This is a genomic window from Lapillicoccus sp., from assembly GCF_036559105.1.
GTDB lineage: Bacteria > Actinomycetota > Actinomycetes > Actinomycetales > Dermatophilaceae > Lapillicoccus.
Genome location: NZ_DATBTV010000095.1, coordinates 1 through 17,686, shown reverse-complemented (window position 1 = coordinate 17,686; position 17,686 = coordinate 1). Strand labels below are relative to the sequence as shown.

Annotated in this window: 17 protein-coding genes and 1 pseudogene; 2 read left to right on the top strand and 16 right to left on the bottom strand. The window is 71.9% G+C overall.

Features of this window, described 5'->3' with window-relative positions; all coding sequences use genetic code 11:
- The 16 genes and pseudogenes from VIG79_RS12345 to VIG79_RS12270 form a co-directional block, all read right to left on the bottom strand.
- A pseudogene (locus VIG79_RS12345) lies at positions 1-275 on the bottom strand (tyrosine--tRNA ligase); the annotation flags it as partial.
- A gap of 16 nt (positions 276-291) precedes the next feature.
- Positions 292-942 (bottom strand): DNA-3-methyladenine glycosylase, encoded by a 651-nt coding sequence (locus VIG79_RS12340; RefSeq protein ID WP_331886009.1) that lies wholly within the window; start codon positions 940-942, stop codon positions 292-294.
- A gap of 1 nt (position 943) precedes the next feature.
- Positions 944-2,383 (bottom strand): argininosuccinate lyase, encoded by a 1,440-nt coding sequence (gene argH / locus VIG79_RS12335; protein ID WP_331886007.1) that lies wholly within the window; start codon positions 2,381-2,383, stop codon positions 944-946.
- Positions 2,380-2,865 carry an arginine repressor gene (argR, locus tag VIG79_RS12330; protein WP_331886005.1) on the bottom strand — a complete coding sequence of 162 codons (486 nt, stop codon included), beginning with the start codon at positions 2,863-2,865 and terminating at the stop codon, positions 2,380-2,382. Before argR ends, argH begins: the two co-directional genes overlap by 4 nt.
- 52 nt (positions 2,866-2,917) lie before the next feature.
- Positions 2,918-4,117, bottom strand: coding sequence for an acetylornithine transaminase (locus VIG79_RS12325; RefSeq protein WP_331886003.1), 1,200 nt, complete (start codon positions 4,115-4,117; stop codon positions 2,918-2,920).
- A complete protein-coding gene (gene argB, locus VIG79_RS12320; RefSeq protein ID WP_331886011.1) occupies positions 4,114-5,031 on the bottom strand; it encodes an acetylglutamate kinase in 918 nt (305 codons plus the stop codon). The genes VIG79_RS12325 and argB overlap by 4 nt, the downstream gene beginning before the upstream one ends.
- 41 nt (positions 5,032-5,072) lie before the next feature.
- The gene (gene argJ / locus VIG79_RS12315) at positions 5,073-6,221 is read right to left on the bottom strand and encodes a bifunctional glutamate N-acetyltransferase/amino-acid acetyltransferase ArgJ (RefSeq protein WP_331886001.1); all 1,149 of its coding nucleotides are present in this window, start codon (positions 6,219-6,221) and stop codon (positions 5,073-5,075) included.
- Positions 6,218-7,258 (bottom strand): N-acetyl-gamma-glutamyl-phosphate reductase, encoded by a 1,041-nt coding sequence (gene argC, locus VIG79_RS12310; RefSeq protein ID WP_331885999.1) that lies wholly within the window; start codon positions 7,256-7,258, stop codon positions 6,218-6,220. The genes argJ and argC overlap by 4 nt, the downstream gene beginning before the upstream one ends.
- Positions 7,259-7,302: 44 nt before the next feature.
- Positions 7,303-9,855 (bottom strand): phenylalanine--tRNA ligase subunit beta, encoded by a 2,553-nt coding sequence (gene pheT / locus VIG79_RS12305; protein ID WP_331885997.1) that lies wholly within the window; start codon positions 9,853-9,855, stop codon positions 7,303-7,305.
- Position 9,856: 1 nt separating this feature from the next.
- Complete coding sequence (gene pheS / locus VIG79_RS12300) at positions 9,857-10,948, bottom strand: phenylalanine--tRNA ligase subunit alpha (RefSeq protein ID WP_331885995.1); 1,092 nt, start codon at positions 10,946-10,948, stop codon at positions 9,857-9,859.
- Between the two features lie 221 nt (positions 10,949-11,169).
- Entirely contained in the window at positions 11,170-12,270 is a 1,101-nt protein-coding gene (locus tag VIG79_RS12295; protein WP_331885994.1) for an ATP-binding protein, read from the bottom strand.
- A 48-nt stretch (positions 12,271-12,318) separates the two neighbouring features.
- Complete coding sequence (locus VIG79_RS12290) at positions 12,319-13,143, bottom strand: TrmH family RNA methyltransferase (protein WP_414672625.1); 825 nt, start codon at positions 13,141-13,143, stop codon at positions 12,319-12,321.
- The gene (gene rplT / locus VIG79_RS12285; protein ID WP_331885992.1) at positions 13,136-13,519 is read right to left on the bottom strand and encodes a 50S ribosomal protein L20; all 384 of its coding nucleotides are present in this window, start codon (positions 13,517-13,519) and stop codon (positions 13,136-13,138) included. The genes VIG79_RS12290 and rplT overlap by 8 nt, the downstream gene beginning before the upstream one ends.
- A 37-nt stretch (positions 13,520-13,556) precedes the next feature.
- Complete coding sequence (rpmI, locus tag VIG79_RS12280; RefSeq protein ID WP_331885990.1) at positions 13,557-13,751, bottom strand: 50S ribosomal protein L35; 195 nt, start codon at positions 13,749-13,751, stop codon at positions 13,557-13,559.
- Positions 13,752-13,839: 88 nt separating this feature from the next.
- The gene (gene infC / locus VIG79_RS12275) at positions 13,840-14,811 is read right to left on the bottom strand and encodes a translation initiation factor IF-3 (RefSeq protein ID WP_331885988.1); all 972 of its coding nucleotides are present in this window, start codon (positions 14,809-14,811) and stop codon (positions 13,840-13,842) included.
- A gap of 390 nt (positions 14,812-15,201) precedes the next feature.
- Positions 15,202-16,410, bottom strand: coding sequence for an MFS transporter (locus VIG79_RS12270; protein ID WP_331885986.1), 1,209 nt, complete (start codon positions 16,408-16,410; stop codon positions 15,202-15,204).
- 272 nt (positions 16,411-16,682) lie between these two features.
- Between VIG79_RS12270 and VIG79_RS12265 the strand changes: the two genes are divergently transcribed.
- Together VIG79_RS12265 and VIG79_RS12260 are read left to right on the top strand one after the other, a co-directional pair.
- The gene (locus VIG79_RS12265; RefSeq protein WP_331885984.1) at positions 16,683-17,150 is read left to right on the top strand and encodes a Fur family transcriptional regulator; all 468 of its coding nucleotides are present in this window, start codon (positions 16,683-16,685) and stop codon (positions 17,148-17,150) included.
- Positions 17,147-17,686 (top strand): catalase (locus VIG79_RS12260; protein WP_331885982.1); only part of this gene is annotated, 540 nt, incomplete at its 3' end. The genes VIG79_RS12265 and VIG79_RS12260, both read left to right, overlap by 4 nt.

Below are 17,686 nucleotides of genomic sequence, written 5' to 3'. Positions count from 1 at the left end.
AGCACCCGCTCCGAGGTCGGTCGAGGGTCGCCGATGAGGCCCGTCGAACCGCCGACCAGGCAGATGACCCGGTGCCCGGCGCGCTGGAAGCGACGCAGCACCACCAGTTGCACGAGGTTGCCGAAGTGCAGCGAGGGTGCGCTCGGGTCGAAACCGCAGTAGACGGTGATCGGTCCCTCGGCGAGAGCGGCGCGCAGTGCGGACTCGTCCGTGGACTGCTCCACGGACCCGCGCCAGGTCAGCTCGTCCAGCACACCAGGGCCGATGTCGTTCACAGCGGGACAGCCTGCCCTACGGCCTCGTCCGCCGGACACGGGGTTTCGCCGGCCGGTACACGGAAACCGTCGGCTCGCCGTCGAGCCAGAACCGCCAGGGGTATGCCTCGACGTCGCCGCCTGCGCCGGCCACCCCGACCCGGGGTCCGGTTCGCAACCGGTCGCGGTCGTAGGCCGCTGCCGGTGCGCGGACCACGAGGTCCGACCGACCGTCCTGCGGGGCGACCGGCGGAGCGCAGAAGTCGAGACCGGAGTCGACGCCGGTCAGCCCCAGCGTGCTGGCCAGCCGGGCCGGCCCGCGACACCAGTCCCGCGGTGCGACTCCCGGGCGGCGCACCAGCGCGGTCTCGTGCCCCGCGACCACCTCGCCCGCCCGGAGCAGGACGGCGGCGGCGGCCCCGACCGGTCCGGTCACGAGGTTGAGGCACCAGTGCATCCCGTACGTGAAGTACACGTAGGTGAACCCGGCCGGGCCGAACATCGGCTCCGTGCGCGGCGTCCGGCCGCGGTAGGCGTGCGACCCGGGGTCGTGCCGGTGACCCGCGTACGCCTCGACCTCGGTGAGCCGCACGACGACCCCGCCGCGTTCGACAGTGCAGCCGAGCAGGTCCGGCGCGACCTCGAGCACCTCCCGGGTGAAGAACGACCGCGGCAGCCGGCGCGGCACGTCAGGCGAGCGGCGTCGCGACGGCGCGGGCCGCGGCCGCCGCCGACCTCGCCCGCTCGAGCTGCTCCCGGACGCGTACCGGAGCCGTCCCACCGCGGGCGTCCCTCGAGGCCAGCGAGCCCTCGACCGACAGCACGTCGCGGACGCCAGGGGTGAGGACCGGGTCGATCGCCGCGAGGTCCTCGTCGGTGAGGTCCCACAGCTCGATGCCCTGGGCCTCACAGGTCCGGACGCAGGCGCCGGCGACCTCATGGGCCACCCGGAAGGGCACCCCTTCGCGGACCAGCCATTCCGCGACGTCGGTGGCCAGCGCGAAACCCTGGGGCGCGAGCGACTCCAGCCGCTCGCGGTTGAAGCGGAGGGTGGCGACCATCCCGGCGAACGCCGGCAGCAGCACCTCGAGGGTGTCCACCGCGTCGAAGACCGGTTCCTTGTCCTCCTGCAGGTCGCGGTTGTACGCCAGCGGCAGTCCCTTCAGCGTCGTCAGCAGCCCGGCGAGGTCACCGACCAGCCGACCCGCCTTGCCGCGAGCCAGCTCGGCGACGTCCGGGTTCTTCTTCTGCGGCATGATGCTCGACCCGGTCGAGTACGCGTCGTCGAGCGTGACGTACGAGAACTCCTTGGTCGCCCAGAGGATCACCTCCTCGGCGATCCGGGAGAGGTCGACCGCGGTCATCGCCGCGACGAACGCGAACTCGGCGGCGAAGTCCCGGCTCGCCGTCCCGTCGATCGAGTTCTCCACCGAGCCCGAGAACCCGAGGTCGCGCGCGACCGCCTCGGGGTCGAGACCGAGCGAGCTGCCGGCGAGCGCCCCCGAGCCGTACGGCGACACGTCGGCGCGACGGTCCCAGTCGCGCAGCCGGTCGACGTCGCGCAGCAGCGTCCACGCGTGCGCGAGAAGATGGTGCGACAGGAGTACCGGCTGGGCGTGCTGGAGGTGGGTCCGGCCGGGTATGGCCACGCCGAGGTGTCGGGTCGCCTGGTCGACGAGCGCGTCGACGACATCCAGGACGAGCCCGGCGACGGTCCGGGCCTCGTGGCGCAAGTACCGGCGGAACAACGTGACGACCTGGTCGTTGCGCGAGCGCCCCGCGCGCAGCCGACCGCCGACGTCGGCCCCGGCCCGCTCGATGAGCCCGCGCTCCAGCGCGGTGTGGACGTCCTCGTCAGAGGGGTCCGGCCGGAAGTCGCCGCTCGCGACGTCGGCGTCCAGCCGGGCGAGCGCGTCGAGCATCGCCGCCAGAGTGGCGTCGTCGAGCAGTCCCGCTGCGTGCAGCACCCGCGCGTGGGCACAGGAGCCGGCGATGTCGTGGCGGGCCAGCCGCCAGTCGAAGTGCGTGCTCCGCGACAGCTCGGCGAGCGCGTCGGCCGGCCCGCCGGCGAAACGCCCGCCCCAGAGGCTGACCCGACCGTCCGTGGCCGGCTCGGGGAGCCCGCTCATGCGCCCGCGCTCCGCGACGACTCCAGCTGCCGGACGAACCCGCGAGCGGCCGTCGGAGAGGTACCGATGACCAGGATCGTGTCGTCGCCGGCGATGGTGCCGAGGACGTCGGACAGGTGTGCCTGGTCGATGCACGACGCGAGATAGTTCGCGGCTCCCGGTGGTGTGCGGAGCACGACCTGGTTGCCCGCACAGCGCGCACTGACAAGGAGCTCGTCGGCGGCGCGGAACAGCCGGACCGGCAGGTCGTCCGAGCCACCAGCAGAGGCGACCGCACCGCCGGCCTCCGGCAAGGCGTACACCAGCTGTCGTCCCTTGCGGACCTTGACGGCGCCGACCTCGACGAGGTCTCGCGAGAGCGTCGCCTGGGTCACCTCGACGCCGTCTCGCGACAGCAACGAGAGGAGCTCGCCCTGCGACCGCACATCGTACGACCGGAGCAGCTCGACGACGCGGGTCTGCCGCGTCGTCCGGCTCGTCATGAACACCCCCCGAAGCTCTCCGCTTCGCTCCGATACTTCGCGGGGACCCCGTTCATGCGGGCACCGCCGCGTCGAGGATCCCGGGCAGTGCGTCGACGAACGTGTCGGCCTGCGACTGAGTGAGGATCAGTGGCGGCGCGAGCCGGATTGCGTCCGGCGCCACCGCGTTGACGAGGAACCCAGCCTCGCGGGCGAGCGCCATCGCCGACGCGGCCACAGGTTCGGTCAGGGTGATGGCCATGAGAAGTCCGCGGCCGCGCACCCCGCTGATGCGTGGATGTCCGAGCCCGGTCATCGCCTCCGAGAGGTATGCACCGAGCTCGCTTGCGTGCTGCAGCAGCCCGTCCGACTCGATGGTGTGCACGACGGCCAACCCGGCGGCGCACGCCAGCGGGTTGCCGCCGAAGGTCGACCCGTGCTGGCCGCCGGTGAGCAGGGCCGTGACGTCGGGTCCGTAGGTGATCAACGCGCCGATCGGCACTCCCCCGGCCAGCCCCTTGGCCAGCGTCACCGCGTCGGGCACGACGTCGGTCGCGTGGTGGGCCAGCCAGTGGCCCGTCCGACCCATGCCCGACTGGACCTCGTCGAGGACGAGGAGGGCACCGGCGCCGCGGGTCAGGTCGCGAGCCAGCCGCAGGTATGCGTCCGTCGCGGCCCGAACGCCGGCCTCGCCCTGGATGGGTTCGAGGACCACGGCGGCGAGGTCGTCGCCGGCGTCGGCCACCGCCTCCCTCAGCGCGTCCTCGTCGTTGTAGGGGACGTGGGTGACACCGGGCATCAGGGGTTCGAACGGCGCGCGGTAGGCCTCCTTCCACGTCAGGGCGAGAGCGCCGGTGGTGCGGCCGTGAAAGGCGTTCTGGGCGGCGATGATCCGGGTGCGGCCGGTGCGGCGGGTCAGCTTCACCGCGGCCTCGAGGGCCTCCGCCCCTGAGTTCGCAAAGAACACCCCGGATCCGGCGGGCGCGCGGCATACCTCGAGGAGCTTCTCGGCCAGCTCGACCTGCGGCTCGGACGTGAAGAAGTTGGAGATGTGAACGACCTGGCTCGCCTGCTTGGTGATCGCCTCGACCAGGGCCGGGTGGCCGTGGCCGAGGGTGTTGACGGCGATGCCGCCGAGCAGGTCGAGGTAGCGCTTCCCGTCGACGTCGACGACGTAGCAGCCGTCACCGTGCGAGAGAACGGTCTGAGGCACACCGAAGACCGGGATGAGCGCCGCCTGGTAGCGGTCGAGAATCTGCTGGCTGTGGGTCATGCCCGCACCACTCCTTCCGGGTTCGGGACGACCATGGTGCCGATGCCCTCGTCGGTGAACACCTCGAGCAGCAGCGAGTGCGGCTTGCGGCCGTCGATGACGTGCGCCTGCGGCACGCCCTGCTGGACCGCGCGGATACAGGCCTCGAGCTTCGGGACCATCCCGGAGTCGACCTTGCCGAGCAGGTCCTGGGCGTCCATGAGGGTGAGGTAGGACAGGAGCGAGTCGGGGTCCGGCCAGCTCGCGTAGATGCCCTCGACGTCGGTGAGCACGACGAGCTTGTGCGCGTGCAGCGCGACGGCCAGTGCGGCCGCGGCGGTGTCGGCGTTGACGTTGAGGACCTGGCCCTCGACGTCGAGGTCGGGCGCCACGGTGGAGACGACGGGGATCCGACCGGCGTCGAGGATGTCCATGACGGCTGACGGGTTGACGCTCTCCACGTCGCCGACCAGGCCGAGGTCGACGTCCGAACCGTCGTCGGACACCCCGGCCCGCCTGCGCGCACCGAACAGCCCGGCGTCCTCGCCGGAGAGGCCGACGGCCAGCGGGCCGTGCTGGTTGAGCAGGCCGACGAGCTCGCGCCCGACCTGGCCGGTGAGGACCATCCGGACGACCTCCATCACCTCGGGCGTCGTCACCCGAAGCCCGTTCCGGAACTCGCTGGTCAGGCCGAGCCGCCCCAGCATCTGCGCGATCTGCGGACCGCCGCCGTGCACGACCACGGGGCGCAGACCGGCGTACCGGAGGAAGGCGACGTCCTGCGCGAAGGCCCGCTTGAGGGTGTCGTCGACCATCGCGTTGCCGCCGTACTTGACGACGACGAGCGCGCCCCGGAACCGCTCGAGCCACGGCAGCGCCTCGACGAGAGTCTGTGCCTTGCTCGCGGCAACACGGATTGCCGCCGCGTCGATGATGCCGCGGACGGTGCTGGAAGGGGACGCTCCGGAGGTCGGGCTCACGTGCTGTACGCCGAGTTCTCGTGGACGTAGTCGTGGGTCAGGTCGTTGGTCCAAACCGTCACCGTGTCGTCGCCCGCGTGGAGGTCCACGAGGACGTGGACCTCGCGGTCGGAGAGGTCGACCAGCGACCGGTCCTCGCCGACACCGCCGGCTCGGCAGACCTGGACACCGTTCATGGAGACGTCCAGCGTGTCGGCGTCGAAGGTCGCGGCGGTGGTGCCGACGGCGGCCAGGACGCGGCCCCAGTTGGGGTCGGCACCGAAGATCGCGCACTTGAAGAGGTTGTTGCGGGCGACGCTGCGGGCGACCTCGAGAGCGTCGTCCACGGACGCGGCGCCGCGGACCTCGATGGCGATGTCGTGGTGGGCGCCCTCGGCGTCGGCCACGAGCTGGCGGGCGAGGTCGGCGCAAGCCGAGGTGACGGCGTCGGTGAGGGCGGACGCCCCCACGGCCACACCCGATGCCCCGGACGCCATCAGCAACACGGTGTCGTTGGTCGACTGGCAGCCGTCGGAGTCGACGCGGTCGAAGGTCGTGAACGTCGCTGCGCGCAGGGCCTGGTCCACGGTGGCGGGGTCGGTCGCGGCGTCGGTGACCAGAACCACGAGCATTGTCGCGAGCGAGGGCGCGAGCATCCCGGCGCCCTTGGCCATCCCCCAGACCGACCAGCCGTCGCCCTGGAACGTCGTGGTCTTCGCGTGGGTGTCGGTGGTGATGATCGCGGCGGCGGCATCGTCGTGGCCGTCGGTCGCGAGTGCGGTGGCCGCGGTCGTGATGCCCGTGCTGATCTTGTCCATCGGGAGCAGCTCGCCGATGAGCCCGGTCGAGCAGACCGCGACGTCCACGGCCGACAGTCCGAGCGTGTCGGCCACCTCTTCGGCGGTGCGGTGCGTGTCCTGGAACCCCTGGTGCCCGGTGCACGCGTTGGCCCCGCCGGAGTTGAGGACGACCGCGTCGACGCGTCCGTCGGCGACGACCTGACGCGACCAGACCACCGGCGCCGCGACGACCCGGTTGCTGGTGAACACGGCGGCGGCGTGGTGGTCGGGACCGTCGTTCACCACGAGGGCGAGGTCGGGCGTGCCGCTCGCCTTGAGCCCGGCGGTGACGCCAGCGGCCCGGAAGCCGGCGGGGAGCGTGCTCACGGGGCGACTCCTGCGACGGGGAGACCGCCGGTCTCCGGGAGGCCGAGGGCGAGGTTCGCACACTGGATCGCGCCACCCGCGGTGCCCTTGGTGAGGTTGTCGATGGCGGCGATCACGACCACCCGGCCGACCGACTCGTCGAGCGTCAGCTGCAGGTGCGCGGCGTTGGAGCCGAGCACGTCCGAGGTCCGCGGCCACTGGCCTTCGGGCAGCACGTGCACGAACGGCTCGTCGTCGTAGGCGTCGCGCCAGGCATCGCGCAGCTGCTGCGCGCTCGTGCCGGAGCGGACCTTCGCGGTGCAGGTGGCGAGGATCCCCCGGGCCATCGGAGCGAGCGTCGGGGTGAAGCTGAGGGAGACCGGCTCGCCGGCGGCGAGCGCGAGGTTCTGCGCGATCTCGGGGGTATGCCGGTGCCCACCACCCACGCCGTACGGAGACATAGCGCCCATGACCTCCGAGCCGAGCAGGTGCGGCTTGAGCCCCTTGCCCGCGCCGGACGTCCCGCTGGCCGCGACGATGACGACGTCGTCGACCTCCAGCAGCCCGGCGGCGAACCCCGGCGCGAGCGCGAGGGAGCAGGCCGTGGGGTAGCAGCCCGGCACGGCGATCCGGGTCGCGCCCTTCAGCTGGTCGCGGACGACGCCGCCGCGGATCGGCAGCTCGGGCAGCCCGTACGGCCAGGTGCCGGCGTGGGCCGTTCCGTAGAACGCCTGCCACGCCTCGGAGTCGGTCAGCCGGTAGTCGGCGCCGCAGTCGACGACCACAGTGCTCTCCGGCAGCTGCGCCGCCAGCTCCGCCGATGCGCCGTGCGGCAGCGCGAGGAAGACGACGTCGTGGCCTCGCAGGGTGTCGGGCGTCGTGGGCTCGAGGATCCGGTCGCCCACGGCGGCTAGGTGCGGATGGACGTCGCCCAGCCGCTTCCCCGCCTGGGAGTCCGCGGTGACGGTACCGAGCTCGATGTCGGGGTGGCCCAGCAGGAGCCGGACGATCTCACCCCCGGCGTACCCGCTCGCCCCGGCGACTGCTGCGACAACCATGCTGCATGACTATACACATCATGCATACACCCGCAACCGGTCGGCTACGTGCGCTGCACCGCCCCGACCGCCTCGCCGGCCGACGCCACGGCGGCGTCGCGGAACTCGTTGACCTCTTCGGTCGTGAGGGTCCGGTCCGGGGCGCGGAAGGTCAGCCGGTAGGCCAAGGAGGTGCGCCCGTCGCCGACCTGCTCACCGGCATACGCGTCGAACAGGGCGACCTCCTCGAGGAAGTCGCCGGCGCCGGACCGCAGCGAGCGCTCGACCGCGCCGGCCGTCACGGTGTCGGCGACGACGAGCGCCACGTCGGTCAGTGCGGCCGGATAGGTGGAGATCTCGTGGTATCGCGTCGTCGGCTCGCTGGCGCGAGTCAGCTCGTCGACGTCGAGCTCCAACGCGACGGTCCGCGGTGGGAGGCTGAGGGCGGTGAGCGTCTTCGGGTGCAGCTCGCCGGCGTAGCCGACGAGGGTGCCGTCGGTGAGGACGATGCGCGCGCAGCGACCGGGGTGCCACGGCGCGTGGTGGGTCTCCGGTTCGACCTCCACCGGCACGGCGACCGCTCGCGCCACGGCGAGCGCCGACTCGACGGCGTCCTCCCACGAGGCCGCCCGTCCGGGCCCCCACCAGCCGGTCCGTTCCGCCTCGCCGGCCATGACGGCGGCGACGTGGCGGGGCTGCGGCGGGACGGCCTCGAGCATCGCCTCGATGGTGTCCTCGTCAGGACGGCGGTCGACGCCGGGGACGGGAGCGGTGTGCGTCGCGTCCGCGCCCGGCAGCGTCACCATGCCGAGCTCGAACAAGGCGATGTCCTTGCGGCCGCGGGAGATGTTGCGACGGACCGCCTCGACGAGCGTCGAGAGGACCGAGGTGCGCATCAGCGGCGCCTCGTCGGACAGCGGGTTGGCCACCCGGACCGCATACCGCCGTTCGTCGTCGGCCTCGAGCCCGAGGGCGTCGGCAACGTCGTCGCCGACGAACGGGTAGGTCAGCACCTCGACGAACCCCCGCGCCACGAGCGCATTGGCGACGATCCGCCGCACGCGCTGGCTGTGGGTCAGCCCCCGGCCCGAGGGCGGCGTGCGGACGATCGAGGGGATCTTGGCGTAGCCGTCGATCCGGGCGACCTCCTCCGCGTAGTCCGGACCGTCGACCAGGTCAGGGCGCCACGTGGGTGGCGTCACCCGGATGGTGGGGCCGCCGTCGTCGTCGACCGCACAGCCCTCCGCCCGGAGGATCTCGACCACGCGCTGACGCGGGTAGTCGACGCCCACCAGCCGGGCCGGCAGGCCGACGTCCAGGTCGTAGGCGTCGCGTGGTGTCGTCTCGTCGACGTCGGTCACGGCCGGGTCGGCGGTCCCCCCGCCGTGCTCGACCAGCAGATCGACGCAGAGCTGAGCGGCGGCCGGCGGCAGCGCCGGGTCGGCGCCGCGCTCGAAGCGCTTCGACGCCTCGGTGACCAGCTTGTGGCGACGAGACGAGCGAGCCACCGTCACCGGGTCGAAGTGCGCGGCCTCGATGAGGACGTCGGTCGTCGACGGGCTGACCTCGCTGGTGGCGCCGCCCATGACCCCGGCGATGCCGAGCGGCACGTCGCCGCCGTCGGTGATGAGCAGGTCCTCCGCGTCGAGGGTCCGCACCACGTCGTCCAGGGTGGTCAGGGTCTCTCCGGGTCGCGCGCGACGCACCTCGATCGAGCCGCTGAGCGTCGCGATGTCGTAGGCGTGCAGCGGCTGCCCGAGCGCGAGCATGACGTAGTTCGTCACGTCGACGGCCAGCGTGATCGGCCGCATCCCCATCTGGGTCAGCCGGCGCTGCATCCACGGTGGTGACGGCCGCGTCGGGTCGATGCCGCGGACGATCCGGGCCACGAACCGGTCGCTTCCGGCCTGCCCGTCGATCGGCGCCGCGTCGGCGAGCCGGACCGTATACCCGTCGTCGGTGGGTTCGGGCACGGAGAGCAGCGCGGGGTCGCGGAAGCCGCCGTCGGTGGATCCCTGTGAGTGCCAGTACTCCCGGGCGAGGCCACGCATCGAGAAGCAGTAGCCGCGGTCGGGCGTGACGTTGACTTCGACGACCTGCTCGCCGAGACCCAGCAGGGCGATGGCGTCGTCACCGACCTGGACCCCCTCGAGCTGTTCCGGCGCGAGCAGCCGGGTCAGCACGATGATCCCGGTGTGGTCGTGGCCGATGCCGAGCTCGTCCTCGGCGCAGATCATCCCGTTCGACATCCGGCCATAGGTCTTCCGCGCGGCGATCTCGAACCCGCCGGCCAGGACGGCGCCGGGCAGGACGACGACGACGAGGTCGCCGACCTCGAAGTTCGTGGCCCCGCAGACGATCTCCTGGTGTTTCCCCTCGGTCTCCATCTGGCTGTGCGTCCCGACGTCGACGACGCAGTAGCGGATGGTCTTGCCGTTCTGCTGGACCTGTTCGTCGAACGAGAGCACACGGCCGACGACGATCGGACCGGCGAGGTCGCCGCCGTGGATCGCCTCCTCCTCCAAGCCGACCGACACGAACGACTCGGCGACGTCGGCGCCGGTGGCGCCCGGTGCGAGGTCCGTGTACTCCGCGAGCCAGGACAGTGGTGCGCGCATCTCAGACCTCCATCCCGAACTGTTCGGAGAACCGGGCGTCGCCCTCGACGATGTCGCGCATGTCGGTGACGCCGTGGCGCAGCTGCAGCGCCCGCTCGATCCCCAGGCCGAACGCGAACCCGGTGTAGACGTCCGGGTCGATCCCGCACGCGCGCAGCACCTTCCGGTTGACCATGCCCGAGCCGCCGAGCTCGATCCACCCCGAGCCGCCACAGGTCCGGCAGGCCGGGTTGTCGCCGTGGCACACGAAGCAGACGAAGTCGGTCTCCATGCTCGGCTCCGTGAACGGGAAGTACGACGCGCGCACCCGGGTCCGCGTGCCCTCGCCGAACATGACGTTGACGAAGTGGTCGATGGCGCCACGCAGGTGGGCCATGGTCAGGCCCTTGTCGACGGCCAGCGCCTCGATCTGGTGGAAGACCGGGGTATGCGTCGCGTCGAGGTCGTCGGTGCGGAACACCTTGCCCGGCGAGACGACGTAGATCGGCGGTGTCCGCTCGAGCATGGTCCGGATCTGCACCGGTGAGGTCTGGGTGCGCAGGACCAGGCCGCCGTCGGCCGGGTCGACGAAGAAGGTGTCCTGCATCTGCCGCGCGGGATGGTCCTTCCCGAGGTTGAGCGCGTCGAAGTTCATCCACTCCGACTCGACCTCGGGGCCCTCGACGACCTCCCAGCCCATGCCGACGAACGCGTCCATGAGCCGTTCTTGCGTGAGCTCCAGGGGGTGCCGCGCGCCGGGCGGACGGCGGTACACCGGCCGGGTGACGTCGACCGCCTCCTCGACGAGGATCCGCCGGTCGCGCTCGTCCTCGAGATCGGCCTGCCGCGTCGCGTGCGCCCGGCCGAGCGCGGCCTGGGCCGCACCGACACGCTTGCCGGCCTCCGCTTTGGCGCTGGGTGGCAGGGCCCCGATCTCGCGCTTCGCGAGCGCGACGGCGCCGCGGTCGACGTGCGCGATGCGGGCGGCCTTGAGCTCGTCGAGGCTGGTCGCCGCCGTGAACGCGGCGGTCGCGTCGCGCACCGCGGCGTCGAGCGCCGCCGGGTCGAGAGCGGCGACCTCGACAGGGTCGTACTGGGTGTTCGGTCCGGACATCGCCTTCGTTTCCTTGTCGGCCGGGCGGCCCGGCGAGCGGGCCCGAGTCTAGGCGGGGTCTGCACGAAGTATCGGAGCGGGGCGTGGGGTCCCCGGGACGGATCGACGCGAAGCGGCGAACGTCGTGGGGAGAACTTCGTGGGGTGCCTTGGTGCAGGGGTATGCGGACCATCGGGGGTCCGCGCTGCGGACCAGCCCTGATGTGCCGTGGAGCATTCCGTTTAGAGAAGGTGCTCCGGGGCGCCCGAGGGCAGCGTAAATCGAAAGTCGGCGCCACCGGAGGGCGCGCGACCAACGCTGATGCGCCCACCGTGGGCCTCCACGAGGCCGCGGACGATGTAGAGCCCGAGGCCCGTGCTGCCGCGTCGGGTGCCGTGCCAGAACCGGTTGAAGACGAAGGGCAGGTGCTCGTCGCGGACGCCGTCGCCCTCGTCCGCGACGGACACGCAGACGTTCGGGGCGTCGCCGCTCCGGGGCGTCACACCGTTCCCGCCGCTGCCGTCCTTCATGACGCCTACGGTGACGGTGCCATCCCCGTGGCGCACGGCGTTCTCCATGAGGTTCGCGAGGATCTGGTTGACCCGGTCGGGGTCGGCCCACACCTCGGGCAGGTCGTCGCCGACGTCCACGACGAACCGGCTGTCGGGCTGACCGGCGGCCTTGAGCCGTTCGACGTGGCGCACGACCATGGCCGGCAGGTCGACCGGCTGGAGGCGGACGTCGAGGCGGCCGGCGTCGAGCCGCGAGACGTCGAGGAGCTCGGTGATCAGCCGCGACACCCGGTCGGCGTCGGTCTCCATGGTCTCGATCATGAACCGCTTCTGTTCGTCGGTGAACTTCTCCCAGCCGCGCAGCAGGGTGGCCGAGAAGCCCTTGACCGAGGTCAACGGCGAGCGCAGCTCGTGGGCGATGGTCGAGATCAACGCAGCGTGGTCCTGCTCGGCCCGCTGGCGCGCCGACGCGTCGCGTACCGACATCAACACCCGCCGGACCGGCCCCTTGAGCGGCTTACGCAGGTAGCGGGCCGTGACGAGCAGCTCGACGCCGGTCGAGGTCCAGAGGAGCTTCTCGCGGTGGCCCGTGACGGTGTGGAGGCTGTTCCACGGATCGGCGTAGTCCCACCAGGCCCGGCCGTCGCTGTCGTGCAGCGGGAGGACCTCTCGGACGGGTCGGCCGAGGATCCCCTCGTAGTCCACGTCCATGAGCCGACCGGCGCGGGCACTGCAGAAGAGGAGGGTCCGATGCCCGTCCACCACGACCAGGCCGTCGGGCAGGACGTCGGCCATCTCGGTCACGCCGGGTGGTGGGTTCGTCACGTCCACGGCAACACCCACAGCGACGGCCTCGGCGTTGGCCCCATGAACCGCAGTCTAGGGACCTGTGGCGCGCTCCGCGGAGCCGGTTCGCTGGCGGGCCGACGCATACAGGCACACCGTGGCGGCCATCGCGAGGTTCAGCGACTCCGCTCGGCCGTGGATGGGGACACGGACGACCTCGTCGGCGAGCGCGCGGTCCTCGGCCGTCAGTCCCCACGCCTCGTTGCCGAACAGCCAGGCGTGCGGCCCTGCGAGGTCGGCCTCGTCGACGGTGCGGTCCCCGGCACCGTCCGCTGCGAGGACCGTGAGGCCCGCGGCCCGCAGCCGCTCGACGATGCCCGGCACCGGCATACCGGAGACGACCGGCAGGTGGAACAGCGAGCCGGCCGTCGAGCGGACCACCTTGGGCGCGTAGGGGTCCACGCTGCCGTCGCTCACGACGACGGCATCGGCTCCGGCGGCGTCGGCCGCGCGGATGACCGTGCCCGCGTTGCCGGGGTCGCGGACGTGCGCGAGGACGCCGACGACCCGAGGGCCGGCGGCGAGGACCACATCGAGGTCGGCGACAGGGACCCGGCAGACGGCCAGCAGGCCCTGCGGGGTCTGTGCGTCGGCCATCGCCGCCAGCACCTCGCCGGTGACGAGCTGGGGGTTCAGGCCCGCGTCGGTGGCGGCGGCAACCATGTCGGTATGCCGCTGGGCCGCCTCGTCCGTGACGTAGAGGTCACGGACGAGGTCGGGTCGCCAGCGGACCGCCTCGCGGACCGCCTGAGGTCCCTCGGCGAGGAACAGTCCCTGGCGAGCACGGACGGACCGCTGCGCCAGCGCGCGCACCGAGCGAACGCGCTCCGCCTTCGCGTTGGTGAGCGTGTCAGGCAGCGTCGCTGGCGCTGGCCGCGACCGGGACGTTGGCCCGCGCGATCTCGACGAGCGCGGTGAACGCCGCCGCGTCGGTGACCGCGAGGTCCGCGAGGATCTTGCGGTCGACCTCGACACCGGAGGCCTTGAGGCCCTGGATGAACCGGTTGTAGGTCATGCCGTTCGCGCGGGCGCCGGCGTTGATCCGCTGGATCCAGAGGCGACGGAAGTCACCCTTCCGGGCGCGACGGTCCCGGTACGCGTAGCCGAGCGAGTGGGTGACCTGCTCCTTGGCCTTGCGGTACAGGCGCGAGCGCTGGCCGCGGTAACCGCTGGCCCGCTCGAGAGTCACCTTGCGCTTCTTCTGGGCGTTGGCCGCCCGCTTCACGCGTGCCACGTGAGTTCTCCTTTGTTACGTCTGGTGCGAAGCCGCGTCAGCGGCCGAGCAGCTTGCGGGCGGTCTTGGCGTCGGGCTTGGACAGCTCGACGTCGTTGGCGATCGAGCGCATCTTCTTGCTCGACTTGCGCTCCAGGAGGTGGCGGCCGCCGGCCTGCTCGCGCATGACCTTGCCAGTCCCGGTGATCCGGAACCGCTTCTTCGCACCGCTGTGCGTCTTCATCTTCGGCATGGTGATCCTCGGCCGTGCGGCCGATGCTCCTTCGGGTGTGGCGTTCGTGGTCGCCCGCACGGCGTGCGGGCGACCCGAGCGGTAGGCGTCAGGCCGACTCGGCTGACGTGGTGGTCTTGGCGGGTGGTGCGGGGCGCGGAGCCGGCCGGGGGGTCGGTCGCGGGGTCGGGGTGGCCGGGGCCGCCGCGGCCGGAGCCGGGGTGGCTGGGGCCGCCGGGGCGGCTCTCGGGGTACTGGCGGCCGGCTTCGGCGACGCGGCCTTGGCCGGAGTGGCCTTGGCCGGGGCGCTGGGAGCCGGGGTCGGAGTGCTGGGCGCGGGGGTCGGGGTGCGTGGAGCCGGTGCGGTGGCGGTCGGGGCGGGGGCGTTGGCGGCGGGCTCGGGCGCGTCGGCCACCTCGGTCACCTGCGCGACCTCGGTCGCCTGCGCGACCTCGGGCTCCTGGATCTCCTCGACCTCGAGCACGTCGGCCACCTCGGGCTCCTGGATCTCGGTGGCCAGATGGGTCAGGTCGCCGAGGTCCATGGGCTCGTCGTGCGCAACGGCCACGGATCCACTCTCCCGGCGACGGCGCTGTTCGGCGCGGGCGTCGGCCTTCTTCTTCGTCGGGCCGAGGACCATGACCATGTTGCGGCCGTCCTGCTTCGGGCTCGACTCGACGTACCCCAGCTCGACGATGTCCTCGGCCAGTCGCTGCAACAGCCGGAAGCCCAGCTCGGGCCGCGACTGCTCGCGACCGCGGAACATGATCGTCACCTTGACCTTGTCGCCCGCCTTGAGGAACCGCTCGACGTGGCCCTTCTTGGTGCCGTAGTCGTGCGGGTCGATCTTCGGGCGGAGCTTGATCTCCTTGATGACCGTGTTGACCTGGTTCTTGCGTGCTTCCCGGGCCTTGAGCGCGGCTTCGTACTTGTACTTGCCGAAGTCCATGAGCTTGGCGACCGGGGGGCGGGCCATGGGGGCCACCTCGACCAGGTCGAGGTCTGCCTCCGCGGCCAGTCGCAACGCGTCTTCGACGCGGACGATGCCCACCTGCTCACCGTTGGGACCGACCAAGCGCACTTCCGGGACCCGGATGCGCTCGTTGATGCGAGGCTCGCTGATGTGGTGCTCCTTCTGTGGGTGAGTGTGGACGACCTCCCGGGACGGAAAAGGCTCCCCGTCACCATGGGTGCGCGAGGAGCCTCGGGGTGTCCGGTATGCGGCGCAGTGGCCTACGCAACATTCCTTCCCGCGTCTCACGCTTCGCGTGATTCCCGGGTGGCTCCACACTCCGAGCGGGTGGGGCTCCCGTGTCGCCACGGGGACCGTCCGCCGGACCGTGTCCGGACCATACGACCCGGCGATCTCGCGATCGGCGCGGGTGGAAGCCGAGGGCTTCTCTTGCACGACGGACGGCCCGACTCGGCTCGTAAGCCGGACCGGACCGCCTGTCAGGTCCCCACCAGGATATCAGTGCGCCGTCGCGACCCGTGAATCGTCCACCGGGGTGGGCTGGCCGTCGCCCCGCTGTCCGACGACCACACCGCAGACGACGGCGATGAGCAGACCGACCGCGCTGACGACGACGAACCCCCACTGCCAACCGCCGGCGTCGATGGCGAACCCGGCGAGGGGCGCGCCCAGGGCGATGCCCAGCGTCATCGACGAGCCGTGCCAGCCGATCGCCTCACCGCGCGCCCCGAGCGGCACCAAGCGGCTCAGGGTGTCCACGGTGGCCGTGATCGACGGGGCACAGAACAGGCCCGAGACGAAGAGCAGCACGACGGCCAGCGGGAGGTTGGTGGCCAGCGCGACCGGGGCCGTCACCAGGGCCAGGCCGCCGAGCAGCCAGTATGCGGCGATCGAGCGGTGCCAGGCGCCGTAGACCAGTCCGCCGACCATCGAGCCGGCGCCCCAGATGGCCAGCACCCAGCCGATGTGTTGCTGGGCGTCCATCGCGCGCAGCGTAGCGACGATGGCCACGTCGGAGCCGCCGAGGACGACGGTCGTGGCCGCCGCCGCGGCGAGGACGGTGAACACCGGCAGGCCGAACCACGAGCGCCGGGTCGGCGGTGCGACGTCCGCCTCCTGGTCGTTCGCGGCACGGAGTGCGGGGTTGATGACGAACAGCACGACGCCCGCGATGATCGACAGCCACTCGAACACGAAGATCGAGATGGCGGTGTCCCAGACCGTGGCGACCCACACCCCGAGTGCGGGGCCGGCCATGAACGAGAACTCGGTGCACACCGAGTCGAGCGACAGGGCTGTGCGGCGCTGCTCCTCGGGGACAGCGACGATGAGGACCTGGCGCACGATCGAGAACGTCGGCACCGCGAACAGCCCGCCGAGCGCGGCCAGGCCCATCAGCCACCAGTAGTCGACCCACGGCGCGATCGACCAGCAGACCGCCTGCACGAACAGCGAGGGCAGGACCACCCGGCGCAGGCCCTTGCGGTCGAGGAGTCGACCGCGCCACGGGCTGGAGGCCGCCAGGGCGAGCGTCGCGGCCGTGGCGAGGATCCCCGCCGCGCCGTAGCTGCGGTGCAGCGCCCCGACGACGTGCAGGGTGAGGATGACGCCCGCGGCGAAGAGCGGGATCCGGATGAAGAAGCCGAGCAGCAGCGCCGCGCGGGCCGCCGGGAGGGCGAGCACGGGTCGGTACGCGGAGAACTGCACCGGTTCAGAGTGCCACCCGCCCACGACATGGGGACACCGGGTTTCCGGTGCGCCCGTAGCACCCGGGCGAAGCCCACCCGCACGCCCCGCATACCCGCATGGCGCCCGTCCCCACTCCTCGGACATGTCCGAGAAGCGCGCGCCGTTCTGCCGTTCCGGGCCCGACAACTCAGGCATGTCCGCGTAGTGGTCCCGGGGTTCACATGGGCGCCGGACCGGATTGGCTCGTAGTTTTCTTGACTCGTTCCAGAAAAGGTGGTTGCGTGGGAGCCATGTCGTCGACGACCGCCGGACCCCTTGAGGAGCGCCTCCGCTCCGTGGGCCTGCGGGTCACGGCGCCCCGCGTGGCCGTCCTGCGCGAGCTGGAGCACCACGCCCACGCCGACGTCGACACCCTCGTCGGCGCGGTCCGCGAGCGCCACCACTCGGTCTCCACGCAGGCGGTCTACGACGTGCTGCGGGTCCTGACCACCCACGGTCTGACCCGCCGGATCGAGCCACCGGGCTCCCCCGCCCGGTTCGAGAACCGGGTCGGCGACAACCACCACCACGTCGTCTGCCGCGCGTGCGGCGACATCGCCGACGTCGACTGCGTCGTCGGCGAGGCGCCCTGCCTGCAGCCGAGCGACGCACACGGTTTCACGGTGGACGAGGCAGAAGTCGTGTTCTGGGGTATGTGCCCCTCATGCCGAGCCCACCCGCATACCCCTCAGCCCGCCACACCGAAGGAGAAACGATGACCGAGTCCATCCAGACGGCACCGAGCAGCGAGGCCGAGCTCGGCTCGACCACCGACAACGGAGCGCCGGCGGTCAGCGATCGCAACAGCCTGACCATCGGCCCCGACGGCCCGATCCTGCTGCACGACGTCCACTTCCTGAACCAGATGGCGCACTTCAACCGCGAGCGCGTCCCGGAGCGCAACGTCCACGCCAAGGGCTCGGGCGCGTTCGGCGTCTTCGAGACCACCGAGGACGTCTCCGCCTACACCAAGGCCGCCCTCTTCCAGCGCGGCACCACGACCGAGATGCTCGCTCGCTTCTCGACCGTCGCCGGCGAGCAGGGCTCCCCCGACACCTGGCGTGACCCGCGCGGTTTCGCGCTGAAGTTCTACACGTCCGAGGGCAACTACGACCTGGTCGGCAACAACACCCCGGTGTTCTTCGTCCGCGACACGATGAAGTTCCCGCACTTCATCCGCAGCCAGAAGCGCCTCGGCGGCTCGGGCCTGCGCGACAACCACATGCAGTGGGACTTCTGGTCGCTGAACCCGGAG